Annotated in this window: 22 protein-coding genes; 13 read left to right on the plus strand and 9 right to left on the minus strand. The window is 70.9% G+C overall.

Features of this window, described 5'->3' with window-relative positions:
• Window positions 1-62: 62 nt before the first annotated feature.
• A complete protein-coding gene (locus tag ACGFNI_RS30745; RefSeq protein WP_393688196.1) occupies window positions 63-1,817 on the plus strand; it encodes an HNH endonuclease in 1,755 nt (584 codons plus the stop codon).
• A 53-nt stretch (window positions 1,818-1,870) separates the two neighbouring features.
• Here the strand turns inward: ACGFNI_RS30745 and rox are convergent, their stop codons facing one another.
• Window positions 1,871-3,346: a rifampin monooxygenase gene (rox, locus tag ACGFNI_RS30750; protein WP_393688343.1), complete on the minus strand. Its 1,476-nt coding sequence runs from the start codon at window positions 3,344-3,346 to the stop codon at window positions 1,871-1,873.
• A gap of 834 nt (window positions 3,347-4,180) precedes the next feature.
• Here rox and ACGFNI_RS30755 point away from each other — a divergent pair.
• The 4 genes from ACGFNI_RS30755 to ACGFNI_RS30770 all read left to right on the plus strand — a co-directional run bounded on the left by ACGFNI_RS30755 (window position 4,181) and on the right by ACGFNI_RS30770 (window position 7,686).
• Window positions 4,181-4,384: a cold-shock protein gene (locus ACGFNI_RS30755; RefSeq protein WP_181763581.1), complete on the plus strand. Its 204-nt coding sequence runs from the start codon at window positions 4,181-4,183 to the stop codon at window positions 4,382-4,384.
• Window positions 4,385-4,752: 368 nt separating this feature from the next.
• Window positions 4,753-6,270: a DEAD/DEAH box helicase gene (locus tag ACGFNI_RS30760; protein WP_393688198.1), complete on the plus strand. Its 1,518-nt coding sequence runs from the start codon at window positions 4,753-4,755 to the stop codon at window positions 6,268-6,270.
• 134 nt (window positions 6,271-6,404) lie between these two features.
• Window positions 6,405-6,710, plus strand: coding sequence for an SCO5918 family protein (locus ACGFNI_RS30765; protein WP_393688200.1), 306 nt, complete (start codon window positions 6,405-6,407; stop codon window positions 6,708-6,710).
• Between the two features lie 118 nt (window positions 6,711-6,828).
• Entirely contained in the window at window positions 6,829-7,686 is an 858-nt protein-coding gene (locus ACGFNI_RS30770; protein WP_393688202.1) for a PmeII family type II restriction endonuclease, read from the plus strand.
• Window positions 7,687-7,713: 27 nt separating this feature from the next.
• Here ACGFNI_RS30770 and ACGFNI_RS30775 read toward each other — a convergent pair whose 3' ends face one another.
• Window positions 7,714-8,823: a DNA cytosine methyltransferase gene (locus ACGFNI_RS30775; protein WP_393688204.1), complete on the minus strand. Its 1,110-nt coding sequence runs from the start codon at window positions 8,821-8,823 to the stop codon at window positions 7,714-7,716.
• Window positions 8,824-9,186: 363 nt separating this feature from the next.
• Between ACGFNI_RS30775 and ACGFNI_RS30780 the strand changes: the two genes are divergently transcribed.
• Window positions 9,187-10,302 carry a M24 family metallopeptidase gene (locus ACGFNI_RS30780; RefSeq protein WP_393688206.1) on the plus strand — a complete coding sequence of 372 codons (1,116 nt, stop codon included), beginning with the start codon at window positions 9,187-9,189 and terminating at the stop codon, window positions 10,300-10,302.
• Between the two features lie 172 nt (window positions 10,303-10,474).
• On the opposite strand, the gene ACGFNI_RS30785 is transcribed toward ACGFNI_RS30780, so the two are convergent.
• Window positions 10,475-11,698: an NAD(P)-binding protein gene (locus ACGFNI_RS30785; RefSeq protein WP_393688208.1), complete on the minus strand. Its 1,224-nt coding sequence runs from the start codon at window positions 11,696-11,698 to the stop codon at window positions 10,475-10,477.
• Window positions 11,699-12,040: 342 nt separating this feature from the next.
• On the opposite strand from ACGFNI_RS30785, the gene ACGFNI_RS30790 reads away from it, so the two are divergent.
• The gene (locus ACGFNI_RS30790) at window positions 12,041-12,718 is read left to right on the plus strand and encodes a pentapeptide repeat-containing protein (RefSeq protein ID WP_393688210.1); all 678 of its coding nucleotides are present in this window, start codon (window positions 12,041-12,043) and stop codon (window positions 12,716-12,718) included.
• An 81-nt stretch (window positions 12,719-12,799) separates the two neighbouring features.
• On the opposite strand, the gene ACGFNI_RS30795 is transcribed toward ACGFNI_RS30790, so the two are convergent.
• Both ACGFNI_RS30795 and ACGFNI_RS30800 read right to left on the minus strand, forming a co-directional pair.
• Window positions 12,800-13,297, minus strand: a complete 498-nt coding sequence (locus tag ACGFNI_RS30795; protein ID WP_393688212.1) for a hypothetical protein — start codon at window positions 13,295-13,297, stop codon at window positions 12,800-12,802.
• Window positions 13,298-13,575: 278 nt separating this feature from the next.
• Window positions 13,576-14,151: a TerD family protein gene (locus ACGFNI_RS30800; protein ID WP_393688214.1), complete on the minus strand. Its 576-nt coding sequence runs from the start codon at window positions 14,149-14,151 to the stop codon at window positions 13,576-13,578.
• A 203-nt stretch (window positions 14,152-14,354) separates the two neighbouring features.
• Here ACGFNI_RS30800 and arfB point away from each other — a divergent pair, with 203 nt between their 5' ends.
• On the plus strand, window positions 14,355-14,783 hold the full coding sequence (gene arfB / locus ACGFNI_RS30805) for an alternative ribosome rescue aminoacyl-tRNA hydrolase ArfB (RefSeq protein WP_393688216.1): 429 nt from the start codon (window positions 14,355-14,357) through the stop codon (window positions 14,781-14,783).
• A gap of 33 nt (window positions 14,784-14,816) precedes the next feature.
• On the opposite strand, the gene ACGFNI_RS30810 is transcribed toward arfB, so the two are convergent.
• Complete coding sequence (locus ACGFNI_RS30810; protein WP_393688218.1) at window positions 14,817-15,413, minus strand: flavin reductase family protein; 597 nt, start codon at window positions 15,411-15,413, stop codon at window positions 14,817-14,819.
• A gap of 300 nt (window positions 15,414-15,713) precedes the next feature.
• Here ACGFNI_RS30810 and cdgB point away from each other — a divergent pair, with 300 nt between their 5' ends.
• Window positions 15,714-17,393 carry a diguanylate cyclase CdgB gene (cdgB, locus tag ACGFNI_RS30815; RefSeq protein WP_393688220.1) on the plus strand — a complete coding sequence of 560 codons (1,680 nt, stop codon included), beginning with the start codon at window positions 15,714-15,716 and terminating at the stop codon, window positions 17,391-17,393.
• 259 nt (window positions 17,394-17,652) lie between these two features.
• Window positions 17,653-18,570 carry a carbohydrate-binding protein gene (locus ACGFNI_RS30820; protein ID WP_393688222.1) on the plus strand — a complete coding sequence of 306 codons (918 nt, stop codon included), beginning with the start codon at window positions 17,653-17,655 and terminating at the stop codon, window positions 18,568-18,570.
• A 21-nt stretch (window positions 18,571-18,591) separates the two neighbouring features.
• Here ACGFNI_RS30820 and ACGFNI_RS30825 read toward each other — a convergent pair whose 3' ends face one another.
• The 3 genes from ACGFNI_RS30825 to ACGFNI_RS30835 form a co-directional block, all read right to left on the minus strand.
• Entirely contained in the window at window positions 18,592-19,524 is a 933-nt protein-coding gene (locus ACGFNI_RS30825; RefSeq protein ID WP_393688224.1) for a 1-phosphofructokinase family hexose kinase, read from the minus strand.
• 232 nt (window positions 19,525-19,756) lie between these two features.
• Entirely contained in the window at window positions 19,757-20,959 is a 1,203-nt protein-coding gene (gene nagA, locus ACGFNI_RS30830; RefSeq protein ID WP_393688226.1) for an N-acetylglucosamine-6-phosphate deacetylase, read from the minus strand.
• Window positions 20,959-21,891, minus strand: coding sequence for an ROK family protein (locus ACGFNI_RS30835; RefSeq protein ID WP_393688228.1), 933 nt, complete (start codon window positions 21,889-21,891; stop codon window positions 20,959-20,961). Before ACGFNI_RS30835 ends, nagA begins: the two co-directional genes overlap by 1 nt.
• 330 nt (window positions 21,892-22,221) lie before the next feature.
• Here ACGFNI_RS30835 and ACGFNI_RS30840 point away from each other — a divergent pair, with 330 nt between their 5' ends.
• The 3 genes from ACGFNI_RS30840 (at window position 22,222) to otsB (ending at window position 24,831) form a co-directional block, all read left to right on the plus strand.
• Window positions 22,222-23,445 carry an extracellular solute-binding protein gene (locus ACGFNI_RS30840; RefSeq protein WP_393688230.1) on the plus strand — a complete coding sequence of 408 codons (1,224 nt, stop codon included), beginning with the start codon at window positions 22,222-22,224 and terminating at the stop codon, window positions 23,443-23,445.
• 93 nt (window positions 23,446-23,538) lie between these two features.
• Entirely contained in the window at window positions 23,539-23,841 is a 303-nt protein-coding gene (locus ACGFNI_RS30845) for a DUF3263 domain-containing protein (RefSeq protein WP_393688232.1), read from the plus strand.
• 75 nt (window positions 23,842-23,916) lie between these two features.
• Entirely contained in the window at window positions 23,917-24,831 is a 915-nt protein-coding gene (gene otsB, locus ACGFNI_RS30850) for a trehalose-phosphatase (protein WP_393688234.1), read from the plus strand.
• The last annotated feature ends 10 nt before the right edge of the window (window positions 24,832-24,841 follow it).

Raw genomic sequence — 24,841 nt, forward strand, 5'->3', positions numbered from 1 at the left:
CGTCCGGAGTCGAAGAACCTGGCAGGATCAGTGGCACAGGGTGGCGATTTCAAGGGGGAGGCATGGTGGGAAGCCAGTTGCGCGTCGGAGAGGTGCTGCGGTCCGCCCGGAACAGAGACCCTTCGATACCGTTGATCGACGGCTACCCAAACAATCGCCACCTCACGGCCTCCGAGGCTCTCGCTCAGGTTCAGCTGAGCAAGGGCATCAATCCGATTGCCAAGGTCAGGGCATCAGGCGAGCGGCGGCTTCCGGCAATCCTGATCCGCTCCAGTCCGTGTGAGGCCGGAACGGCTGAGACGCCCTGGCGGGACGTTTTCGACCTGGACAACGGCCACGTGCGTTACTTCGGAGACCACAGCGGCGACGACATGGTGCCCGTGGGGACCACGCCGGGCAACGCCGTGCTGTTGGAGGCTTTCGCAGAGCATAAGGCGTCGACTGCACAGCAGAGGGCAATGGCGGTGCCGCTGCTTGTGTTCGCGGAGGTCTCGCGCAACAAGACGCCCAAGGAGTACGTCGAGTTCTGCGGCGTGGCGGTTATCGAGCGCGTCGAGCGGATCGAGCAGGAGACTGAGGGCCGGTTTTTCCCCAATTACCGTTATGACCTGGCAGTTCTGGACCTGAGTGCAGAGCGCGAGCAGGTTGATTGGGCATGGATCGAGGCTCGGGGTAACCCAGAGGTCTCGGCTGCCGAAGCGCTGGAGCGCGCACCGAGTTCCTGGCGTCAGTGGGTGGAACACGGGGACGCAGTACTGCCCATGGTGCGACGGCAGATCGGCTGCCCCGCGGAGAACAAGGTTTTCGACTCGCAATCGGCTGGGGGAGAGCAGGAGTCCGAGAGGCTGCTTCCGGCGCCTCGCCGGTCGGACGACGTTGCCTCCATCTCTTCTGCAGGGGACGGTGCGGCGGAGACGCTCACTCCGAGTGAGCTCATTGACAGGCTCAAGAGCCTCAAGGTTCACCAGCGGAACGGCCGGCAGAGCAGGCACAAGCCGCTGGCGCTGTTGTGGGGTATTTCCAGGGTCGCCGCAGGAAGGGAACGTCTGGCGCTTTGGCGGCAGTTTCGTGACGAGGTCGGTGGGCTGATGGCCGAGTTCGGCCATCCCGATTCGGCCGTTACCCCCGAGTATCCGTTCTGGCATCTGCGGACGAGCGGCCTGTGGGATGTCCGCGGTGTCCCGCCGGAGCAGGCAGGCAAGCCACATGCCGCAGCGTTCGACAGGTCCAATCCCGAAGGGGGAATGACCGAGCAGGCGGCGCTGCTGCTGAGTGACCCCTTCGTTCGGTCGCAGGCGATTGCTGTCATACGGGAGACCTACCTTGCCGACATAGGTCAGCATGCCTTGATGGAACGGCTCGGGCTGGCCGGCTATGAAAATGCGAGCGGTGTCGGGGAGTGCGCAGAGGATGAGGAAACGCATCGAGGTCCTGCCGAACGGCGCACCACCACTTCCTCTCGTGTGGCGCGCGATATCGAACTGGCCAAGAAGGTGAAGAAGCTGCACGACGATCGCTGCCAAGTCTGTGGGCTGCAGTTGTCGACGGGGTTCGGTACGTACAGCGAGGCCGCCCACATCCGAGGTCTCGGCCGGCCTCATAACGGCCCCGACGAACTGCCCAACCTGCTCGTGCTGTGCCCGAATCACCACGTCCAGTTCGACACCCTGGCGATCTATATCGATGCCGAGGGCACGGTTCGTTCCACCGCGGACGACAGTCGCCGAGGTGAGCTCCGCCGGCTCCCCGCCCACCCGATCGCCGAAGCACACCTTCGCTACCAACGCGCTCTATGCGGCAGGGATGCGACCGCGTAAAGACCCAAGGCGGCCTAAAGCAACCCCCCAACTTGGCTGCCGGGACCGCGAGTTCAGTCAGTAGGTGTGCCGAACCACCTCGGGAGATGGTTGAGCAGGTCCGTCTGGTCTTCGCCTGCCCATGCCACGTGGCCGTCCGGTCGTAGGAGGAGCGCGGGTGCGTCCAGTTCTTCGCCGGTGTCGATGACGTGGTCGACGCGGTCTGTCCAGCCTGTTGTCGAGAGGCGGCCGGTGCGGTCGATGAGCAGGCCGCGGCCGGTGTGCATCAGCTCGTAGAGGCGGCCCTGTTTCAGGGGCAGGTCGCGCATTCGGCGGCCTAGCAGGTCGTGGCCTTCGCCGAAGTCGTAGCGGACCGCGAGTGCCGTGATCTTTTCGATCAGGTACCGGTTCACCTCCTCGAAGTCCATCAGTTCCGACACCAGCCGGCGTACGGAGCGGGGGCCCGGCTCGGGGGACAGCAGCTCGGTCTGTGCGCGGGTGTTGTCGAGGACGGCGGCGGCCACCGGGTGCCGTTCGGTGTGGTAGCTGTCCAGTAGCCCCTGCGGTGCCCAGCCGGTGACCTCGGCGGCCAGTTTCCAGCCGAGGTTGAACGCGTCCTGGATGCCGAGGTTGAGGCCCATCCCGCCGGTCGGCGGGTGGATGTGTGCCGCGTCGCCTGCCAGCAGCACCCGGCCGGTCCGGTAGCGCTCGGCCAGCCTGGTGGCGTCGCCGAAGCGGGAGAGCCAGCGCGGTGAGTGTGCGCCGAAGTCGGTGCCGGCGATTGCCCGTAGGCGTTGCTTGAGTTCGTCGAGGGTTGGTGGGGTGGTGCGGTCATCGGCCAGGCCGTCGGCGGGCACGATGAGGCGGTACATCCCGTCCCCGAGGGGCATGGCGCCGAACCGTACGTGGGTTTTGCGGGCCTCGGACACCACGGCGGCCAGCGTCTTCGGCGGCACGGCCACCTCGACCTCGCCCAGCAGCGTCTCGACCCTGGCGGGCTCGCCAGGGAAGCCGACGCCGAGCAGCTTGCGGACCGTGCTGCGTCCGCCGTCGCAGCCGACGAGGTAGCGCGAGCGGAGCCGCGTGCTTTCCCCGCCGGGGACGAGCCGCGTGCCTTCCCGGCCGGGGACGCCCGCATCGGCCAGCTCGACGGTCACCCCGTCCGCGTCCTGGGTCAGCCCGACCACTTCGCAGCCGCGCCGGATCTCGGCGCCGCGTTCCGTGGCGTGCTCGGTCAGCAGGCGTTCGGTGATGCTCTGCGGGATGGCGAGGACGTACGGATGCGCGGTGTCCAGCCGGCCGGGCCACGGCTTGTCGATGCCGGCGAAGAAACCGCCGGTCGCGAACTGCCGGCCGTGCGCGAGGAATTGCTCCAGCAGGCCGCGCTGGTCCATCACCTCTACGCTGCGCGCGTGCAGGCCGAGCGCGCGGGACTGCCCGGTCGGCTCGGCCTCCTTCTCCAGCACGAGTACGTGCACGCCGTGCAGCCGCAGCTCGCCGGCCAGCATCAAGCCGGTCGGTCCGCCGCCGACCACGATGACGTCGAACATGAAGTCCCCCACTGAAGTTCCTTACTCGTCACAGGTGAAATCCGGCCCAGCCGCGCGGCGTGGGCCGGTGGCGTGTGTCCCTGTACCTCTGCTGTCCCCTGTACCTCTGCGCGGAGCCCGTGACTGAGCCGGGAGTCCCGCCGTCGGCTCGGCACCGTCGGTTCGACGTCCCCGCGCTGCGCATACGTCGGCAAGAGCGCGCACACTTCGCGAACCTGTCATTTCCGCAGGTACTGGCTTTGGTCGGCAATTCTGCGGGACGACCGGGGCCTTGCCGCAAGCCCCCTGGTGAGCTATACGTTGATCACGGCAAGGAGGGGGTACGTCCCTTGCCGGTGTCGCGGGTGACGGGATCGGCAGCACGAGTTGCCGAGTTGTCCGGGTGGCCCGCCTTCTTCGTTGCAGGAGCCCGTAGCGTGTCCCGGTTGCCGGGGCCCGTGGCGCGTTTCGCTGCTCACCGTCCCGTGGATTCCGGGGAGTGGGGTGCGGGGTGCGGCGGCGGGTGAGGGATTTGTCACCGGGGTCCTTCACCTGGGGGCGGATGCGGGTGAGGTGATATTCGTCGTCGAAACGGCGGGAATATGCGGTGTGACGGCCGGGGAAAATGCTGGTCGCGGGAAAATTCCTGGACATTGCCCGGCGCGGTCGGCCGTACCGTGCTACTGTCGTAATCAGTTGCAGTTGTGGTTCCCAAGAGACTTTGAGTGCCCCCGCCGTCATACGCGGTGGGAGTGCTTTTGTATTTTCCGGTGCATTTTCCGGACGGGGCGATCATCGCGGCGACGCGGGGTCCACACGGTGTGGGCTCCGGGCACTGCCCCGAAGGAGAAAAAAATGGCTACAGGCACCGTGAAGTGGTTCAACTCGGAAAAGGGCTTCGGCTTCATCGAGCAGGAGGGTGGCGGCGCCGACGTCTTCGCCCACTACTCGAACATCGCCGCCCAGGGCTTCCGTGAGCTCCAGGAAGGCCAGAAGGTCAGCTTCGACGTCACCCAGGGCCAGAAGGGCCCGCAGGCCGAGAACATCGTTCCCGCCTGACGCTGACGCGTACGACGCAGCTGGGGCCCGCACCTTGGGTGCGGGCCCCAGCTCGTTGTTTTCCCGGCAGCTCCCTCGTGTCCGGTAGCTCCCCCGTGCGTGCCATCGCCGCCGCACGAGCGGCGCCGGGCCGCCCCTCGGGGCGATGGACCGTCACCCGCCACGGCGGAACGGTGGTCAGCCCGGCTCGCGATCGGCAGGAAACGCCCTTCTGTACGGCGAATTCCGATCGTTTTCGGTACAGCGGATCCGGTGTATTTCACGTCCGCTTCGTTTCATCTATTTTTTCGGTTCGTCTTTGCGGTTCTCTTGTGTGTGGCTGGCAGCTGCCGAGGATTCCTCGACGTACCGCATCGAGGAAGGTTCACATGAACCGCACAGCACGCTCCAACGACCGCTCACCCCGCGCCGGTTCGTCCGGCTCAGGACGCAGCGGCGGCCACCGCCCTCAGGCCCCCGGCCGCTCCGGCGCTTCCGGACGCGGCGGAGCGCCCAACCGCTCCGGCGCGCAGGGCCGTTCCGGCGGCGGCCGGCGTCCCACCGCGCTGCGGGGCGAGTTCGCTGCGCCCGCCACCCTGACCCCGGCCCTGCCCCCGGTGGAGACCTTCGCCGAACTGGACATGCCGGAGGCGCTGTTGACGGCCCTGGCGGCCGAAGGCATGGCTGCGCCGTTCCCGATCCAGGCCGCCACCCTGCCGAACTCGCTGGCCGGCCGCGACGTCCTGGGACGTGGCCGCACCGGATCGGGCAAGACGCTCGCCTTCGGCCTCGCGCTGCTGGCCCGTATCGCCGGCCGGCGCGCCGAGCCCCGTGAGCCCCTGGCCCTGGTCCTGGTGCCCACCCGTGAGCTGGCGCAGCAGGTCGGCGACGCGCTCGCGCCGTACGCCCGCTCGCTGAAGCTGCGGGTGGCCACCGTCGTCGGCGGGATGTCGATCGGACGGCAGGCCGGCGCGCTGCGCGGCGGCGCCGAGGTCGTCGTGGCGACTCCCGGGCGGCTCAAGGACCTCATCGACCGCGGGGACTGCCACCTGCGCCAGGTGTGCGTCACGGTGCTCGACGAGGCCGACCAGATGACGGACATGGGCTTCATGCCGCAGGTCACCGCGCTGCTCGACCAGGTCGGTCCTGACGGGCAGCGGATGCTGTTCTCGGCCACCCTGGACCGCAACGTCGACCTTCTGGTGCGCCGCTACCTGTCCGACCCGGTGGTGCACTCCGTCGACCCGTCGGCGGGCGCGGTCACCACGATGGAACACCACCTGCTGCATGTGCACGGCGCCGACAAGTACGCCACCACCACCGAGATCGCCGCCCGCGACGGCCGGGTGATCATGTTCCTCGACACCAAGCACGAGGTGGACAAGCTCACCCAGCACCTGCTGCGCAGCGGCGTGCGGGCGGCGGCGCTGCACGGCGGCAAGTCCCAGCCCCAACGCACCCGTACGCTGGCCCAGTTCAAGACCGGGCACGTCACCGCCCTGGTGGCCACCAACGTGGCCGCCCGCGGCATCCACGTCGACAACCTCGATCTCGTCGTCAACGTGGACCCGCCCAGTGACCACAAGGACTACCTGCACCGTGGTGGCCGTACCGCCAGGGCCGGCGAGTCCGGCCGGGTCGTCACTCTCGTTCTGCCGGGTCAGCGCCGGGGGATGACGCGTCTGATGGCGGACGCCGGCATCACCCCGCGGACCACTCAGGTCCGCTCCGGCGAGGCCGAGCTGAGCCGCATCACCGGCGCGCAGGCTCCCTCCGGTGTCCCCGTCACCGTCGCCGCGCCGGTCGTCGAACGCCCCAAGCGGTCCGCCTCGTCCGCTCGCGGGCGGCGCAGCGGGCCCGCCCGTGCCCGGCGCGCCGCCGCGCAGAAGACGGGCGGGAAGCAGTAGCCCGCCTTCGGCCCGGTGGCGTACGGCAGGGCCGGAATTCCGTGCTTCACGGGTACGGTTCTGCCCCTGCCGCACTGTTCTCCGCCCGGCGGCGCGTCCGTTGCCGGCATTCTCTTCGACCCTGTTGAGGCCCCATGCGCTGCGTCATCGCCCGCTTTCCCTTCGACCTGATCAAGAGTGAGGTGCAGCAGTCGATGAAGGGCGTCAGGCCCGAGCCCATCACGGGGGAGTCCGTGATCATCGGCCGCCGCCACTACCCCGTCAAGCAGGTGGGGGAGATCATCACCCGGCAGGACCGCCGCGACTTCAGCGCAGGCGAAGTGACCCGGGCGCTGAGCCGCCTCGGCTTCACCTGCCGCCCCGCTCCGTCGCAGGATTCCGACGCCGCTCCCACCGCGCTGGAGACGGCGTCGGCGCTCCTGGGGCCGGCCGGCGGCTGACCTGCGCCACGGGCCCGCCGCCCGTGCGGAGTTGAGGTTTGCGCGCCCGCCCCGTCCCGCCTGCGGAAGCCGGTGACGGGGCGGGGCGCATATGGGCCGGTCATGATACGAATGGCGCATGCCGGACCTCACGACGCCCGCCCTGACGCCTGCGCTCGCCGCCGTGCCGCAGCAGGCCATCCCCCTCGACGAGGAGCGGGCCCCGGCCGTTCCGGAAGCGGAGCTGGCCGGTGAGGTGAGCGCGCTGCTGCGGATTCCGCTCGACCGGGCGACGCTGGTGGTGACGGAAGCCGAGCGGCTCTACGTCAACCGGATGCGGAAGCGGTTCTCGGCACTGAAGGTCGCGGACCGCCTGAAGCGCACCAACCCCTTCCTGCTGCGCATAAGGAATGCGGAATCGGTCCGCGACTGGGCGACGCTTCAGGTGCAGAGCGCCCTGTACGCGTCCGAGGAAGAGGCCGTCGGGCATCTCCTGGAAGCCATCGTCAAGGCATGCTTTCCCGGCGCCCGGCATCCCGAGTACCCCGACGACTTCGACTTCGAAGTGCCGGGGGAGGACGGTGAAGTGGCGGGCTATCAGGTGAAGATGAGCTGGGACTGCATGCCGATGAGTTCCCGGAAGAACCTGTCCCACACCATTGTCCGGGTACGCGACGAGTACGAGAAGACCGGCCAGGATTTCGTCGGATACTTCGCGCCCTGTTACGGCAGGGCGCGGACGTCCAAGGCACCCGGGCAGGAATATGTGTCGCTTTCCAGTCGGGAGTTCTGGGAGCAGGTGGGCGGTGGCACCGCCGACTACGACGTACGGGTGGGCGAGGTCTGCGCGCTGCTGTGCTCGGAGTTCAGGAAAGAGGTGCTGGACACTCTCGTGCCCGACCTGCTGGAACGCCTCACCCGCGCCGCACAGCCGGAGATCGGCGACGCGGAAGGGAACATCGATTACGCGAAACTCTTCCGCCGGGTCAATCGGTAGGCGGTCGGTCCTTCCGCGGCGGACCGGTCAGGCGGTAGCGGCGGCCGGCTGGTTTTCCAGGGTGCAGCGCAGATGGGTGCCGAGTGCCTTGGCGAGGTGTACGGGGACGGCATTTCCGACGAGCTTGTACTGGTCGCGGCCGAGTCCGTAGAACTTCCAGTCGTCGGGGAAGGTCTGCAGCCGCGCGCATTCGCGTACGGTCAGCGGCCGGTCGGCCACCGGGTGGCAGAGGGCCGTGCTGGCGTTCTGCGGTTCGGTGAGGATGGTGGGTGAGGGGGTGCCGAAGCTGAGCCGGCGCCAGTATCCGGAGCGTCCGCCCTTGGCGTAGAAGGCGCGGCCCATGGATTCCTTCTGTATCTCTTCGGGAAGGTCACGCCAGTTCCCGCCCTCGGGAATCATCCGCAGGTATTTCAGCTTGCGTTCGCTGAACTTCGCGCAGTACGAGTCGTCGGACTCCAGGCCGGCCAGACCGTCGCCGATCGTCTGCCAGGGCTCGGTGAAGATGCCGGGTTCCTTGGCGTGCGTGGGGTCGGGGAAGGTGACCGTGCGGCCGTCGCGGTAGCCGATCAGGAAGACCCGCTGCCGGGTCTGCGGGACGCCGTAGTCCGCGGAATTGAGCTGCCGGTGGTCGAGGCTGTAGCCGAGGTCCTGCAACTGGGCGCAGAGTTCGCGGAAGAGCGAGCCGTGCAGATCATCGATGATCTTGCCGTTGTTGTTGTACGGCAGCTGCCGCCATTTCACCGATGCCGAGAGCAGCCCCTTGACGTTCTCCATGATGAACGCCTTGGGCTGGAGGTCCTTCACCAGGCGGACGAACTCGAAGACCAGCGAGCCCTTTTCCTCGTCGTCGAGGCCACGGCGCTTTCCCGCGGTGCTGAAGCTCTGGCAGGGCGGACCGCCGGCGAGCAGGTCGAGCTGGCCCTCACGGAGCCCGGACGCCTTCCAGATGTGAGCGGTGGAAAGTCCGCGGATGTCGTCCGCGTAGAAGGGGAGGCCAGGGCGGTTCGATTTCGCTGTTTCCACCGCTGCGCTCATGTTGTCGGCGCCGAACCGGATCGAAAAACCGGCCTGTTCGAGGCCGAGGTCCAGGCCCATCCCGCCCGAAAAGACTGATACGCAGGTCGGTGCATCGCTCATGGGATGGAAACTCACTCCTGGTGGTATTGCTGCTGCCTTTTCGTGACGCGAAACTCTCGCTTTTCCGCCGTTTTCATGGTCGTGGCTACTGCCAGGATCCGGCGCGGATGCGGTTGTTAGGGCGTGCGTATTCTACACGATGGGAGGGGTCGGGGAATGAGTAATGGCGGGTGCGCCTTCGCGTGCGGGAAGTGAGGGATATCGCTTCCCTTATTTCGTCGGGAAGGGGAGGGGAATGCGTGGGCTCGTTTTCCCCGGGGGCGTGGACGGCGGAAACGGAGCGCCGCGGGGCCGGACGCGCCCGGGTGGCGTTCGGGTGCTTCCGCTCTGCCGCGCGCCCGGTGGCGGGCGTACATTCCAGGCATGGCGACTTCCACGACGCGCGACGATCATGAGCAGCGGATGGGGCGGGCCGCTGCGGCGGCTGCCGAGGCGGGTCTTGCCGGGCTGATCGTGACGCCGGGGCCCGATCTGGCATGGCTGTGCGGCTACCGCGTCACCGCGACCACCGAGCGGCTGACCGCACTGTTCCTCGTCCCCGGGCGGCGCCCGCGGCTGCTGGTGCCCGTACTGGAGCGCCCGGACGCCGAAGCGGCAGCCGGGGCCGGCGCGCTGGACATCTCCGGGTGGGGCGACGGCGTGGACCCGTACAGGGAACTGGCGGAATGGCTCGCCCCCCAGGGGCGCTACGGCGTGTCCGACGCGACCTGGGCGATGCATCTGCTCGGTCTGCAACGGGCGTTGCCCGGCAGCGGCTACGGCGCGCTGTCCGAGGTGCTGCCGATGCTGCGTGCCGTCAAGGATGCGCACGAAGTGGAACGGCTGGCCGCCGCCGGCGCCGCGGCCGACGCGACGTACGAGGACATCCTCGGCCTGCCGTTCGCCGGCCGCCGCGAGCGCGAGGTGGCCGCCGACCTCGCCCGGCTGCTCACCGAACACGGGCACAGCCAGGTGGACTTCACCATCGTCGGGTCGGGGCCCAACGGCGCGAATCCGCACCACGAGGCCGGCGCGCGGTACATCGACGACGGCGACATGGTCGTGCTCGACTTCGGCGGGCTGCGGGACGGGTACGGCTCGGACACCTCACGCACGGTCCACGTGGGCGAGCCGACCGCAGAGGAGCGCAAGGTCCACGACGTCGTACGGGCGGCGCAGCAGGCGGCGTTCGACGCGGTGCGGCCCGGGGTGGCGTGCCAGGAGATCGACCGGGTCGCCCGGAGGGTGATCAAGTCGGCGGGGTACGGCGAGTACTTCATCCACCGCACCGGCCACGGCATCGGCGTGACCACGCACGAGCCGCCGTACCTGGTGGAGGGCGAACATCTGCCGCTCGTACCGGGGATGTGCTTCTCGATCGAACCGGGGATCTATCTGCCGGGCCGGTTCGGGGTGCGCATCGAGGACATCGTGACGTGCACGGAGACGGGCGGACGGCGGCTGAACGAGACGGAGCGGGGGATGGCGCTGGTGCGGTAGCCGCGTCCGGCGCGTGGGCGGGGGCGCGTGGGCGTGTGAGCCGCGTGGGCGGGGAGCGGGGCGGCTTCCCCGTCCACGTGTGGGTTCCACGGCCGTCCGGGAGCGTGGCCCCGTTGGCCCCGTTGGCCCCGTTGGCCCCGTTGTCGCCTCAGCGGCATGGCCCGCCGGCGCCTCAAGTGCGGCGCGGCCCCGCCGTGTTCCGTATCGCTGGGGCGGAGGCGAGCGCGAGCGAGACCGCCTCGATGGCGCTGCTGAAGGACACCTCGCACAGCACACCGGGCGCCGCGACCTGGTCGCCCGCCAGATAGACGCCGTGGCCGCGGTCGATGGCGGGACGGTCCCGCCAGGTGGTGCCCGGCAGATCCACCGCACCCGTACGGCCGGTGGCCAGGGAGTCGCGCCGCCAGGTGGTGCGGGCGCGCCAGCCGGGGAATCCGGCGTCCAGGAGGCGCTCGGCGCGGCGGATCCCGTCGGCACGCTGCTCGCCTGGCCCGATACCGACCTGCCCCTGAAGCAACTGCTCACCACGGGGAGCCAGCCCCGGATCCTGGGTGGTGAACCGCTCGACCCAGCCAGGGAAGTCGAGCCCGGACACCAGGAACGCGTCGCCGCGCCCGGTCCGCACGGCGACGTCGATCAGCGCGGTGCGGGCGCTGCTCCAGGTGAGCCCGTCGTCCTTGAGGAGGGCGCGGGCGGATTCGAGCTGGGTGGCGACGATGACGGGGCCTGACTCGGGCAGCGTGCCGACGCGTGCGCCGGTCTCGATGCGTACGCCGAGGCCACGGGCGTGGCCGGCCATCCGGGCGGTCAGCTCGCTCCAGCCGCCCCGGATGTAGCGCGCTTCGGGCACGAGAGTGGTGGTGCGGCGCAGCCGCTCCTGGACGAAAGCGGCGGACAGGCTGCCGGGGTCGTGGTGGAAGGTCGTGACGCCTGCGTAGTGGGCCGCGGCGCGGGCCGTCCGTTCTCCGGCCTGCCCGGCAGCCCAGGTGTGGAAGTCCTGGTCCACGGGGGCGTCGCGCCGGGTGCGGAGCCGCAGGATGCCGAGCGGCGGAGTGCGCCGCAGGGCACCGCCGTGGAAGAAGCGCAGCCGGGCGCCTTCGCGCAGCGGCAGCGGGGCGAGCGGCCCGGTCAGCCCCCGCTGGGCGAGCCAGGCCCAGTGCGGGCCGCGGCTGTAGAGGGCGTGCGGACCTTCGTTGGTGCGGTAGGGCGCGTCGGCGGTACGGGCGCGTCCGCCGAGGGTGCGGTGCGCCTCGTACAGGGTGACGTCGGCGCCTGCCTCGGCCGCGGAGATGGCGGCGGTCAGCCCGGCGAAGCCGCCGCCGATGACGGTGAGGCGGGCGGGGGCGGGACGGGGCGCGGGGTGTCCGGTGCCTGCGGGGTCGGCCGTGCGTGCCATGGGGTTCCTCCGTCGCGATGTGTCCTGGGCGCGCTGGATGCGCTGCGCGTCCGGTGCGTGCGGTACGTGCCTGTGCCGGATTGGACGGGAGGGCGGGGCCGGATGTGACATGCGGACGCCCGGCGGGGGTTCGCGGGCCGGGCTGGGTGTGCAGCGGTGCCGTATCGCCGCAGGTCAGGGGCGTGGATGGGGATCACGGGCGGGAATTGTCAGTGGGGTGGTTCACGATGGGTGTGCAGGCGGGAACAGGACGTACGTACCGCGTGTGCCCGAGCCCCGTGCCCGCTCGTCGTGGACGGGCGGTCGGGGCGGCGTACGGACGTACAGGCGAGGCGGAAGGCGGTGAGCGCCGTGGCGGCGCGGGGCAAGGGGACGGCGCGGGCGGTACGGCGGGCGGAGGTGCGGCTGCCCGAGCTGGCGCCGCACGACGGCGCGGAGCTGGAGCCCGAAGGGGACTACGACGGGCTGGAGTTCACCGAAGCCGACTGGGCGGGGCAGTCGGCGCGGGGCGCACGGTTCATGGACTGCGCGGTGCGGCGGTGCGCGCTCGACGAGACGGTGCTGAGCCGGGCGCGCGTCATCGACAGCGTGCTGAGCGGGGTGCGCGGCGTCGGTACGGACCTGTCGCAGGCGTCGCTGCGCGATGTGGAGCTGACGGACGCCCGGCTGGGCGGGATACAGCTGCACGGCGCGGTGCTGGAACGGGTCCTGGTGCGGGGCGGGAAGATCGACTTCCCGAACCTGCGCAAGGCGAAGCTGCGGGACGTCGTCTTCGAGGGGTGCGTGCTGGTCGAGGCGGACTTCTCGGGCGCCGAGATGGAGCGGGTGACGTTCGACGGCTGCACGGTCGCGCGGGCGGACTTCAGCGGGGTGCGGATGAAGGACGTCGACCTGCGGGGCGCGGCCGAACTGGACATCGCACGAGGCATCGAGAGCCTGTCGGGCGCGGTGATCAGCACCACCCAACTGATGGACCTGGCACCGGCGTTCGCGGCGCAGGTGGGGGTGCGGGTGGAGTGAGGGGGGCGTGCCGGGCGGTCGGGGCGGCCCGGCCGGTCCGAGAGGTCTGGGTGGCCTTGTCGGCCTTGTCGGATCGGCCGGTCAGACGCGGGGGAAGCGGGCCTGGAGGGCCCATACGGCCGGGTTGTCGTCCAGTCCGTCGTGCATGTCGGCGAGGTCGGCGATCAGGTCGTGGAGGAAGTCGCGGGCCTCGCGGCGCAGCGCGCCGTGGTTGAAGGTGAGCGGCGGCTCGTCCGCGGGCATCCAGTCGGCGGCCACGTCGACCCAGCCGAAGCGACGCTCGAAGAGCAGCCGGTCGGATGACTCGGTGAAGTCCAGCTCGGCGTGGACCGGCCGGGAGGAGCGGCTGCCCCGCGGGTCGGTGTCGAGCTGCTCGACGATGTCGCACAGCGCCCAGGCGAAGTCGAGGACCGGCACCCACCCCCAGGCGGTGGACACCTCGCGGTCCTCCTTGGTGTCGGCGATGTAGACATCGCCGCAGAAGAGGTCGTGACGCAGGGTGCGCACGTCCGCCGTCCGGTAGTCCGTCTGCGGAGGATCCGGAAAGCGGCGGGAGAGGGAGTAGCCGAGGTCGATCACATTGTCGATGGTGTCACGAGGGCGGGAGCGGCGTGGCGCCGCGGGGGAACGGGCGCGGGCGCCCGGGAGGCCGGAACGGACGAGGCGGCTGCCCCTTCCGGAACGCGCGAGGCGGCTGCGAGGCGGCTGCCCTCGGAACCTCCGAGCCGCCCGCTCTGCCCCCGGAACCCCCGAGGCCGCCCGCCCCGCGCGTGGTGGGGTCGGGCGGCCTCGGTCGGCTTGTCAGCGCGTCGGCTCAGCGTGTCGGCTCAGCGCCTCGGCTCAGTGCGTCGGCACGGTCAGACGTTGACGCCGAAGTCCTGGGCGATGCCGACCAGGCCGGAGGCGTAACCCTGGCCCACGGCGCGGAACTTCCACTCGGCGCCGTTGCGGTACAGCTCGCCGAAGACCATGGCGGTCTCGGTCGCCGCGTCCTCGCTGAGGTCGTAACGGGCGATCTCGGCGCCGCCGGCCTGGTTGACGATGCGGATGAAGGCGTTCCGCACCTGGCCGAAGTTCTGGCTGCGGTTCTCGGCGTCGTAGATCGAGACCGGGAAGACGATCTTGTCGACGTCGGCAGGCAGGCCCGCGAGGTTGACCTTGATCTGCTCGTCGTCGCCCTCGCCCTGGCCGGTGACGTTGTCGCCGGTGTGCTCGATGGACTGGTCCGGCGTCACCTTGTTGTTGAAGAAGACGAAGTGCTGGTCGGAGTAGACCTTGCCGCTCGGGTTGACCGCGATGGCGCTCGCGTCGAGGTCGAAGTCCGTGCCGGTGGTGGTGCGGACGTCCCAGCCGAGGCCGACCGTGACGGCGGTCAGGCCCGGGGCCTCCTTGGTGAGCGAGACGTTGCCGCCCTTGGACAGGCTTACAGCCATGGGATGTCCCCTTCTTCGTCGAATCGTCGAACCGTCGGGCTTCGTACTGAACTGACGAAGCTACCGTCTTCCCTCTCAACGCCCTCAGGGGACCACGAGGTTCCAGCTCGCTTTACTTTCTTTGCCGAATCCTGATGGCGGGGCGGTCGCGCGCCGACGAAAAGCGGGTGACCGGCGCCGGGAAACACGGGAACATGGGACACATGTCCGGTCCCTATGTCATCCGCGGTTCGGTCGTCCTGCCGGAGGCCGAGCTGATGTGGCGCTTCTCGCGCTCCTCGGGTCCGGGCGGCCAGCACGTCAACACCAGCGACAGTCAGGTCGAGCTGCGCTTCGACCTCGGCAGGACGCAGGCGCTGCCCGAGGTGTGGAAGGAGCGCGCCCTGGAGCGGCTGGCCGCCCGGCTCGTCGACGGCGTGCTGTCCGTACGGGCGTCCGACCACCGCTCCCAGTGGCGTAACCGCGAGACCGCGGCGGTCCGGCTCACCGCGCTGCTGGCGCAGGCGACCGCGCCGCCGCCCAAGCCGCGCCGCAAGTCGCGGATTCCGCGGGGCATCAACGAACGCCGGCTGCGCGAGAAGAAGCAGCGCGGCGACACCAAGCGCGGTCGCTCGGGCCGCGACTGGGGCTGAGGGGTCGCAGTCACCTGCCCGCCCCCCGTCAACTCACCCCAAATGACGGTATTTTCCGCGGAAGTGCGTGAGCGGCCCGGTGTCGTCGCCCGGCACCGACGCCGTCAGGACGCGGCCGATGACGAGGGTGTGGTCGCCGGCCACCACCCGCTGTTCGGTGCGGCACTCCAGGGTGGCGAGCGCGCCGCCGATGAGCGGTGCGCCGGACGCTTCGCCCCGTACGTGGGGAAGGTCGGCAAAGAGCAGTCGGTCGCTGATGCGGCCCTTCATGGCGAATCGCCCGGCAATCTGCCGTTGACTCTCCGACAGGACCGAAACGGCCCATAGCGGCTGTTGCGCCAAGAGGTCGTCCATCCGGGAGTCGTTGCGAACGCTCACCATCACCAATGGTGGGTCCAATGACACGGAGACGAACGCGGTGGCGGTCATGCCGACGTCCTCGCCGTGCGGTCCTTCGTCCGCGGCGTGCGCGGTGATCAGTACCACCCCGGCGGCGAGGCGGGACAGGGCGGCTCGGAACTCGTCGTCACTCACCCCATCAGAATGGGGGATCAGCGCGCCGTCCGGTACGGATGCGGGGGTGACGACGGGGGCGCCGGCGGGTGCGGCGGCGGGGCTTTTCGTGAACACGCCATGAACGCTAACCTCATCCGCCCTGAGGGCGCATCGGACCGGGGGACCACTCGTGTCCTAGGTCTGACGGCTGAGTTGGCGGGCGCCGGAATTTGCTTTCAGGAAGTGCAGGAATGTCAACGCCGGGGTTCCCGGGGTGGTCGTCAACTACACTTCACATTCTGTGACTTGAGTCACAGCGCACGGTAATTGTTGACCCTGTGTACCGAGTGGGCAGCTCACTGTGATTCAGTGGCCGTGGAATCGGACGACAAAGAATCTCTGGAGTTGCTGTCGAGGTCTCGGGGAGAGCGAGCGATGGAGGCCGAGTCGGAGCCGTACGTCCGTCTTGCGACCCTGCGGCAGCTGCACCAAGTGGTCGCCGAGCTGAATACCGCACGTAGCCTGGCGGACACCTTGCAGACCGTCGCCGACGGGGCGACCACGGGGCTCGGCTTCGAGCTGGCCGCGGTCAACCTCGTCCGCCCCGACGGCGACCTCGTCGTCGCCGCGGTGGCCGGCAGCGCGGGCGCCGAGGCGCTGATGGCCGGGCGGGTCGGCTCGCGCGCCTCCTGGGAGCGCCGGCTGGCCATGGGCGAGCGGTGGGGCGAGCTGTGCTTCATCCCGCACACCGAGGGCTGGGTGCTGGACGACGACGACGTACCGCAGTGGCACACCGCGGGGCCCGCGCCCCGCTTCGTCGACGAGTGGCATCCGATGGACCGGCTCTTCGCGCCCATGTACGCCGCGGCCAACGGCAGCGGCGAACTCCTCGGAGTGATCTCCGTCGACCGGCCGCGCAACGGCCGCCGCCCCGGTGCCTGGGGCCAGGAAGCGCTCCAGATGTACGCCTTCCAGTCCGCCATCGCGATCAGCAACGCCCGGCTGCGGGCGAACATGCAGCGGGCTCTGGTCCGCCTGGAGCGCGAACAGCAGGCGCTGCGGGCCAGCGAGGAGAGCTTCCGGCAGGCGTTCGAGTACGCGCCGAGCGGGATGGCCGTGGCCGAGATGGGCGGTGACCAGCACGGCAGGCTGCTGCGGACCAACGACGCGCTGTGCCGGCTGCTGGGCCGCCCGGCGTCCGCGATGCGCCGCTACTCCTTCTCCGACCTCGTGCACCCCGAGGACATCGGCACCCTGCTGCGCACCTCGGCCGAGGGCGGCAGGGCCGAGCTGCGGCTGGCCCGCAGGGACAGCACGTACGTGTGGGTCTCGCTGCGCAACTCCGTCGTCGCCGACACCGCCGACGGGCCGCGGTTCCTGCTCACGCACGTCGAGGACATCGAGGACCGCAAGCGGCACGAACTCCAGCTCGCGCACCGTGCCAGCCACGATTCGCTGACCGGCCTGCCCAACAGCGCCGAGCTGCGGGCCAGGCTCGGTGCCCGGCTGTGCGGCTGCCCGCCGGGCTCGCCCGCCGACGCGTACGCGGTCTCCGCCACCGTCTTCGCCGACCCGTCGGATCCGCACGGCTTCCGCGCCGACGACGAGGCGTTCGACGGCCTCGAAGGCATGGAGCGGTCGGTGGGCGGTGCGCTGCCGTACGACCATCACGTGCACACCATCGCGCCGGGGGACGGCCCCGCCGACGACGGTTCCAAGGGTCTCGCGGTCCTCTTCTGCGACCTCGACGGCTTCAAGTCGATCAACGACAGGTTCGGGCACCACACGGGCGACGCGGTGCTGATCGAGGTCGCCAGGCGGCTGACCAGCGGGGTGCGGGACGGCGATACGGTCGCCCGGCTCGGCGGCGACGAATTCGTGGTGCTGGCCGACGGTCTGGGCACCGCCGACGCCCAGGACCTCGCGGTACGGCTGCGGAACGGGATCATCCCGCCGATCCGGGTGGACGGCCGCGCGGTGCGGGTCGGCGCCAGCTTCGGGATCAGCTGGGCGAGCTGCGGGATGACGGCCGAAGAGGTCCTGGCCTCGGCGGACCAGCGGATGTACGTCGAGAAGCGCTCCCGGTCGAAGGCGAACCGGCGGGCGGCGGGCTGAGCGGGCGGCAGGCTGACGGGACCGGCCCTGGAGCGGGCCCCGTTGCCGCGTATCTCACACCCGCGGTATCGCTCCTCCTCACACCGGTCGTTCACCGATCCGTAGTGATCTTGTGGCTGGACGGACCCGGCGGGGGCCGGCGTCGAAGAGGTAGGCTGCGCCGATGCGGCGCGGCGCCGTCGGGGGCCTGAAAGACAGTTCGCGCAGACCTCTGCGCATGCGTACGGACGCGGTACATATCGCTGGGGAGTGACACGGAATGACGGCCGGCAACAATGGCGCGGACACGCCGGAGAACGACGACCCGTTCGGCTATCTCTACCGCTCGGAAGGCGGCGAGGGCGGCGCGGGAGCGGCGGGCGACGGTGGGACGGCGCGGCAGCCGGGAGTTCCGCGGACCTCCTACAACCAGGTGCGCGCGGTCGGCGAGCGGCAGTACGGCGGCCAGCAACAGGCCCCCCAGCAGCCCGCGTACGGCCGTCCGCACGCCAACTACGCCGCTCCGGAGACGCTGCCGGGCGGCGGCGACCGCCCCCAGTCCGGCCGACCGCTCCAGGAGCAGGAACCGCGGCGCAGCCACAAGGGCCTGCTGATCGGTGCCGTCGCGGTGGTCGCGGTGGTGTGCATAGGCATCAGCGTCGCGATGATCACCAACAACAAGGGTGACAGCACCGACGACCAGGCGGGCAAGAAGGAGCCGACGGCGGGCGAGAGCGTCAAGCCGAGCGACAAGCCGTCCGGCAAGCCCAGCGACGCCCCGCTTCCCAAGGACGACGCGGGCAGCCTCAAGCTCCAGGGCGGCGCGACCACGGCGAAGGACCTTCCGGGTGCGCGCTCGGCGGGCGGCACGTACGTCGCGGGCATGAACGCCCAGGGCGCGTCCGCGACCTGGACGCTGGACGTCCCCGAGCCCGGCGCCTACAAGATGTGGGTCGGCTACAACGTGCCGGGCGAGGACGAGAACCTCACGGTGACGGTCAACGGCAAGGCGCAGACGCGGCCCATCAGCATGGGCAACTTCGCGAACGCCGAGAAGGGTTCCTGGGACAGGTGGACCAAGACCTGGGCGCGCGTCGACCTGGACAAGAAGAGCGGGAACACCGTCATGCTGTCCTGCGAGGACGGCAATAAGTGCAATGTGAATCTCGATCAGATCTGGCTGGAGAAGAAGCTCTAGCAGCCGCCCGGGGCCGCCGCATCATGCGGCCGGAACCGGATGGTCCGTCACTTCCACGCGCGGCAGCAGCTCTTCGTAGGTCGCCGCGTCGAACTCCCCGGCGGCCGGTGCGCGTACGGTCGCGGCCGACAGGGCCACCGCGCGGGTGAGCCGGTCGGGCCAGGGGAGCCCTTCGACCAGTCCGGACAGCAGGCCGGCCACCGCCGAGTCGCCGGCGCCCGTGGGGTTGCCCGCGATGCGCCGGGGCGGGGCGGCCTGCCAGGTGCCGTCCGACGTGACCGCGAGCATGCCGTCGGCGCCCAGGGACGCGACCACGGCGTGCGCGCCGCGGCGGCGGGTGTCGCGGGCGGCGCGCAGCGGTTCGGTGGAGCCGGTGAGGGCGGCGAGTTCGTCGGCGTTGGGCTTGGCGAGGTCGGGGCGGGCGGCGAGGCCGCGGCGCAGCGGTTCGCCGCTGGTGTCCAGGAGGACGGGGACGCCGGCGCCGCGTGCGGCGCGGGTCAGCCGGGCGTAGACGTCGACCGGTACGCCGGGAGGCAGGCTGCCGCAGAGCGCCACCGCCCGTGCGTCGCCCAGGAGTTCGCGGTAGGTGCCGAGGAAGGCGTTCCATTCGGCGGGGGAGACGGTCGGGCCCGGTTCGTTGAGCTGGGTGGTGTCGCCCGATGCGGCGTCGACGACGGCGATGGTGCGGCGGGTGGTGCCGCCGACGGGTACCAGCGCGTCGGTGACGTCGGTCTCCTGGGCGAGCAGGGTGCGCAGTGCGTCGCCGGTGCCGCCGCCGGCGAATCCGGTGGCGACGGTGCGGTGGCCGAGCGCGGTGAGCACCCGGGCGACGTTCAGGCCCTTGCCGCCGGGGCGTTCGACGACTTCGGTGACGCGGTGCGTGGTGTGCGGGCGCAGCTGCGGTACCCGGTAGGTGACGTCCAGGGCGGCGTTCAGCGTGACCGTGAGGATCATGATTCCCCCTCCCGCGCCGTGCTCGGACGGCTGTGCCGATGGGGCAGCCGCCGGCCGGGCAGTGGTTGGCCGGACGGCCGTCGGGCGGACGGCCGCTGGTCTGGCAACCGCGCTCGGCGGCAGCGTACGGACAAGTGCGCGAGAGATCATGCCATCGCGGACGGCGGTTGGCCCAGACCCGGGCCGACCGCCGTCCGCTGAACGGCGGTTCGGCCCGCTGCCTCACGGTCCGTCAGATGCCGGCCGGGCGGACCACCCAGGCGCCGCGGCGCATCACGCCGACCACTTCGTAGGCGGCGTCCAGGACCACCAGGTCGGCGTCCTTGCCCGCTTCCAGGGAGCCGGTGCGGTCGTCGATGCCCAGGAGGCGGGCCGGGTTGGCGGAGAGGGCCTGTACGGCGTGTTCGACGGGGAGCCGGTCGACGGTGACAGCGCGGCGGAAGGCGCGGTCGAGGGTGAGGGTGGAGCCGGCGATGGAGCCGGCCGTGGGGCCTTCGCTGATCCGGGCGACGCCGTCCTTGACCTCGACCCGCATCGGCCCGAGCGGGTACATGCCGTCGGTCATGCCGGCCGCGCCCATGGCGTCGGTGATGAACGCGACGCGTCCGGCGCCCGCGTCGCGGAAGGCCATCTCCAGGATGGCGGGGTGCAGATGGGTGCCGTCGTTGATCAGCTCGACGGTGACCCGCTCGTCCTCCAGGAGGGCGAGGACAGGTCCCGGCGCGCGGTGTCCCAGGGCGGGCATGGCGTTGAAGAGGTGGGTGGCGACGGTGGCGCCCGCGTCGATGGCGTCGCGGGTGGCGTCGTACGTGGAGTCGGTGTGGCCGACGGCGGCGATCACTCCGGCGTCGGCGAGCAGCCGTACGGATTCCAGGCCGCCGGGCAGTTCGGGGGCGATGGTCATCATCCGGGCGGTGCCGCGGGCGGCGTCGACGAGCTTGCGCACGTCGGCCGGGTCGGGGTCGCGCAGCAGCTCGGGCTGGTGCGCGCCGCAGCGGTGCGGGGAGATGAAGGGGCCTTCGAAGTGGATGCCGGCCAGGTCGCCCTGCTGGACGAGTTCGGCGAGTACCGCGGCCTGCCTGCCCAGTTCGTCGAGGTCGCCGGTGACGGTCGACGCGACCATCGATGTGGTGCCGTGCCTGCGGTGGGTGGCGGCGACGGTCAGGCACTCCTCCGGGTCGGCGGACGAGAAGGAGCCGCCGCCTCCGCCGTGGACGTGCACGTCGACGAAGCCGGGGACGATCAGATGGCCCGTCAGGTCGACGACGGTGCCGGCCGTGCCGGGGTCGCCTTCGCGGCCGGCCACGTCGGCGATGCGGTCGCCTTCGACGGTGATCCGGCCGCCGTCGACGACGCCGGAAGGCCGGGCGATGCGGGCGCCGGCCAGGGTGGTGCGCAGGCCGCCGGGCCGCCCCGCGGATTGTTGCTGTGCCATCAGGCCGATACCTCCGTGGAGAGAAGATCCCAGGCGAGCAGTCCTGCGCCCAGGCAGCCGGCGGCGTCCCCGAGTGCCGCCGGAACGATCGAGGGGAGGCGCTGGAAGGTCACGCGCCGGCGGACCGCTTCGCGCAGCGGCACGAAGAGCGTGTCGCCCGCCTCGGCGAGGCCGCCGCCGATGATCAGCGTCTGCGGGTCGAGCAGGGTGAGTCCGGTGACCAGGCCGTCGGCGAGCGCGTCCACGGCGTCCTGCCAGACGGCTGCGGCGCGCGGGTCGCCCGATGCCACGGCCTTGGCGGCGTCCGCCGCGCCCGCCTGCGGGTCGCCGCAGGCCGCGGCCCAGTCGCGGCCGACGGCCGCGGCGGAGGCCAGCACCTCAAGGCAGCCGCGCTGGCCGCAGCCGCAGGGCCGGCCGCCGGGCCGTACGACGATGTGGCCGATCTCGCCCGCGCTGCCGTGCGCGCCGGCTTCGATGCGGCCCTCGATGCCGATGGCGCCCGCGATGCCGGTGCCCAGCGGGACGAACAGGAAGCGTCCGGCGCCCTGGCCCGCGCCGATGCGGCCTTCGGCGAGGCCGCCGGTGCGGACGTCCTGGCCCAGGGCGACGGGCACGCCGCCGAGGCGTTCGGACAGCAGCTTCCGCATCGGGACGTCCTGCCAGCCGAGGTTGGCGGAGTAGACGGCGATTCCCGCGCCCTCGTCGACGATGCCGGGGACGGCGACTCCCGCGGCGGCTGCGGTGCTGCCGAACCTGGCCCTGCCGATGTCCCGCAGTTCGGCGGCGAAGCCGAGGATGGCGTCGACGACGGCTTCGGGACCGCGTTCGCGGCCGGTGGGGCGGCGTGCTTCGTAGAGGAGGGTGCCGTCCGCTCCCGCGAGGGCGGCCTTCATTCCGGTGCCGCCCACATCAAGGGCGATGACGTGTTTCACGGGAACAGTTTCGCGCGATCCGCCATGAAAGGTCTAGTCCACTCGCCGTACCGCCTGTCGTTCACCAGAATTTATCCTTGGTGCAACCCCATGATTTTTTTGACGCAAAACTGCTGTGACCTGCGCCTCCCTGGGGCGATACCCCAGTAATTCGGGAGGTGGTGTAGACCTTGTGTCGGTATGCGGGGAGACTCGCTGCCCATGCCGGTGGAGGGCGATCCCTGAAGCCGTACGGCAAACCGGGTACTTACACATCATTCGGGACAAAGGGCGGTAACAGCAGTGCAGCGGCGGTACGTGACCTTGGCGGCGGCGGGACTCGCCACCGCCATGACTCTGACCCTGACCGCCTGTGACGGGGGTCCGGGCGGCGACGACAACGTCACCCTCAAGCTGATCGCGGCGGACTACGGCGACGGCAAGGCCACCAGCTCCCAGCACTACTGGGACGAAGTGACCGACGCCTTCGAGAAGAAGAACCCCGGCATCAAGGTCGACGTCGACGTCTACAGCTGGACCGAGGTCGACAAGAAGGTCGCCGGCCTCGTCAAGGACGGCCACGCCCCCGACCTCGCCCAGATCGGCGCGTACGCCGACTACGCCGCCAAGGACCAGCTCTACAGCGCCGACCAGTTGCTCTCCATCCCGACCCAGGCCGCCTTCACCCCCGCGCTCGCGGAGGCAGGCGAGTACCACCGGATCCAGTACGGCATGCCGTTCGGCGCCAGCACCCGCCGCCTCTTCTACAACAAGAAGCTCTTCGCCGATGCCGGCATCACCGAAGCCCCGCAGAGCTGGGACGACATCGCCGACGACGCCGAGCTGCTGAAGGCGCACGGCGTCAAGATGCCCTACGCGCTGCCGCTCGGCCCGGAGGAGACCCAGGCCGAGACCATGATCTGGATGCTCAGCGGTGGCGGCAGCTACACCGACCAGATCGGCAAGTACACGATCAACTCGCCGGAGAACGTCAAGACCTTCGAGTGGCTGCAGCAGAACCTCGTCGGCAAGGGCCTGACCGGCGGCGACCCGGCCGGCCTCAACCGCGAGGAAGCCTTCCAGGCGTTCGCCGACGGCGACGCCGCCATGCTCAACGGCCACCCGACCCTGATGAAGCAGGCCGCGGCCAAGGGCATCGACTACGGCACCGCCGACCTGCCGGGTGTCAACGGCAAGGCCAAGGCGACCATGGGTGTCGCCGACTGGATGATGGCGTTCAAGCAGAACGGCCACCGCAAGGAAGCCGGCAAGTTCCTCGACTTCGTCTACAGCGACGGCAACGTCCTGAAGTTCTCGCACGACTACGGGCTGCTGCCGGTCACCACCACGGCATCCCAGAAGATGGCGGCCGACGACAAGTTCAGCACGCTGCACAGCTTCCTCAAGCAGCTCCGCGACGCCCAGTTCTACCCCGCGAACAAGATCTCCTGGCCGATGGTCTCCAAGTCCGTCAAGGCGAAGATGGGCGCCGCGGTCGGCCCCAAGGGCGACCCCAAGAGCGTGCTCACCGAACTGCAGAACGCCGCGGACACCACCGACAACACCAGCGAGTGACCGCCGCCGCCTCCGCTCCGGGCGGCGGGCCTCCGGCGCTGTCGGACCGTGGGCTTATCGTGGAAACGTGACGACGGGTGGTGCGGAAGCGTGATGACGAGCGGTGCGGGAGGCGGCGCGGAGGGGGGCACCCCCGAGGCGGACGGCGGCGCGGACGGCGACGGCGGAGCGGGCGGGCTCTCGGCGCGGGACGCGGCGGTGCTCGCCACGGAGCGCCGCTCCTGGCCGTCGCGCGGTCCCAAGGACCGTTACATCCGCGAGCGGCTCGGCCTCTCGCCGACCCGCTACTACCAGCTCCTGAACGCACTGTTGGACGACGTGCGCGCGCTGGAGCACGACCCGGTCACCGTCAACCGCCTCCGCCGGGTGCGCGCCGCCCGCCGCACCCGGCGCTGACGTACCGGGCTCAGGGCCGCTCCGGGGCGGCGCACACCCCTCGCGTCACACCGCCCCACCGGTAGGCTCGGCGCCATGGGCAGCTCCCCGAACGCCGCACCACAGCCGCAGGAACCCGCCCCGCAGGGCCCCGGCCCCCGCGCCCTCCCCGAGCCGCGCACCGCAGCAGGCCGGGCCGGTCTCGCCGCGCTGCTCGCCGAGCCGCAACGCGCCGTGATCGCCCTCGACTTCGACGGCACGCTCGCCGCCATCGTCCCCGACCCGGAACAGGCCCGCGCGCACCCCGGCGCCACCGCGGCGCTCGGCCGCCTCGTCCCGCGGCTGCGCGCCGCCGCTGTGATCACCGGCCGCCCGGCCGAGGTCGCGGTCCGCCTGTCCGGCGTCACGGGCGCCCCGGGCCTCGACCACCTCGTCGTACTCGGCCACTACGGCGCCGAGCGCTGGGAAGCCGCGAGCAACACCGTCCACGCGCCCCCGCCGCCGCCCGCCGTCGCCGCCGTGGCAGCCGAACTCCCCGGCGTGCTGGCCGCTTCCGGCGTCTGGCACGGCCCCTGGACCGAGACCGCGATCGAGACCAAGGGCGGTCGCGCCCTCGCCGTGCACACCCGCCGCGCCCCCGACCCGCAGGGCGTCTTCGACCGGCTGCGCGAGCCGCTGTCCGCGCTCGCCGCCCGCCACGGCCTGATCGTCGAACCGGGCCGCCTCGTCCTGGAACTGCGCCCGCCGGGCATGGACAAGGGCGTCGCCCTCACCGACTGGGTCCGCGAGAGCGGCGCCCGCACGGTCCTCTACGCGGGCGACGACCTCGGCGACCTCGCCGCCTTCGACGCCGTCGAACGCCTCCGCGCCGACGGCCTCACCGGCCTCCTGGTGTGCAGCGGCAGCGCCGAGGTCGCCGAACTGGCCGCCCGCGCGGACCTGGTGGTCGACGGGCCCGATGGCGTGGTGGCGCTGATCGAGGGGCTCGCGGACCGGCTCGCGGCCACCTGAGGACGGCGGC

This window comes from Streptomyces sp. NPDC048644 (assembly GCF_043199105.1).
GTDB lineage: Bacteria > Actinomycetota > Actinomycetes > Streptomycetales > Streptomycetaceae > Streptomyces.

Coding starts and splice junctions, on each gene's coding strand:
- ACGFNI_RS30745 (WP_393688196.1), top strand. CDS start 63: ATGGTGGGAAGCCAGTTGCGCGTCGGAGAGGTGCTGCGGTCCGCCCGG.
- ACGFNI_RS30755 (WP_181763581.1), top strand. CDS start 4,181: ATGGCTACAGGCACCGTGAAGTGGTTCAACTCGGAAAAGGGCTTCGGC.
- ACGFNI_RS30800 (WP_393688214.1), bottom strand. CDS start 14,151: ATGGCTGTAAGCCTGTCCAAGGGCGGCAACGTCTCGCTCACCAAGGAG.
- ACGFNI_RS30760 (WP_393688198.1), top strand. CDS start 4,753: ATGAACCGCACAGCACGCTCCAACGACCGCTCACCCCGCGCCGGTTCG.
- ACGFNI_RS30765 (WP_393688200.1), top strand. CDS start 6,405: ATGCGCTGCGTCATCGCCCGCTTTCCCTTCGACCTGATCAAGAGTGAG.
- ACGFNI_RS30845 (WP_393688232.1), top strand. CDS start 23,539: ATGACGAGCGGTGCGGGAGGCGGCGCGGAGGGGGGCACCCCCGAGGCG.
- rox (WP_393688343.1), bottom strand. CDS start 3,346: ATGTTCGACGTCATCGTGGTCGGCGGCGGACCGACCGGCTTGATGCTG.
- cdgB (WP_393688220.1), top strand. CDS start 15,714: ATGGAGGCCGAGTCGGAGCCGTACGTCCGTCTTGCGACCCTGCGGCAG.
- ACGFNI_RS30770 (WP_393688202.1), top strand. CDS start 6,829: ATGCCGGACCTCACGACGCCCGCCCTGACGCCTGCGCTCGCCGCCGTG.
- ACGFNI_RS30820 (WP_393688222.1), top strand. CDS start 17,653: ATGACGGCCGGCAACAATGGCGCGGACACGCCGGAGAACGACGACCCG.
- nagA (WP_393688226.1), bottom strand. CDS start 20,959: ATGGCACAGCAACAATCCGCGGGGCGGCCCGGCGGCCTGCGCACCACC.
- arfB (WP_393688216.1), top strand. CDS start 14,355: ATGTCCGGTCCCTATGTCATCCGCGGTTCGGTCGTCCTGCCGGAGGCC.
- otsB (WP_393688234.1), top strand. CDS start 23,917: ATGGGCAGCTCCCCGAACGCCGCACCACAGCCGCAGGAACCCGCCCCG.
- ACGFNI_RS30840 (WP_393688230.1), top strand. CDS start 22,222: ATGACTCTGACCCTGACCGCCTGTGACGGGGGTCCGGGCGGCGACGAC.
- ACGFNI_RS30785 (WP_393688208.1), bottom strand. CDS start 11,698: ATGGCACGCACGGCCGACCCCGCAGGCACCGGACACCCCGCGCCCCGT.
- ACGFNI_RS30825 (WP_393688224.1), bottom strand. CDS start 19,524: ATGATCCTCACGGTCACGCTGAACGCCGCCCTGGACGTCACCTACCGG.
- ACGFNI_RS30780 (WP_393688206.1), top strand. CDS start 9,187: ATGGCGACTTCCACGACGCGCGACGATCATGAGCAGCGGATGGGGCGG.
- ACGFNI_RS30775 (WP_393688204.1), bottom strand. CDS start 8,823: ATGAGCGATGCACCGACCTGCGTATCAGTCTTTTCGGGCGGGATGGGC.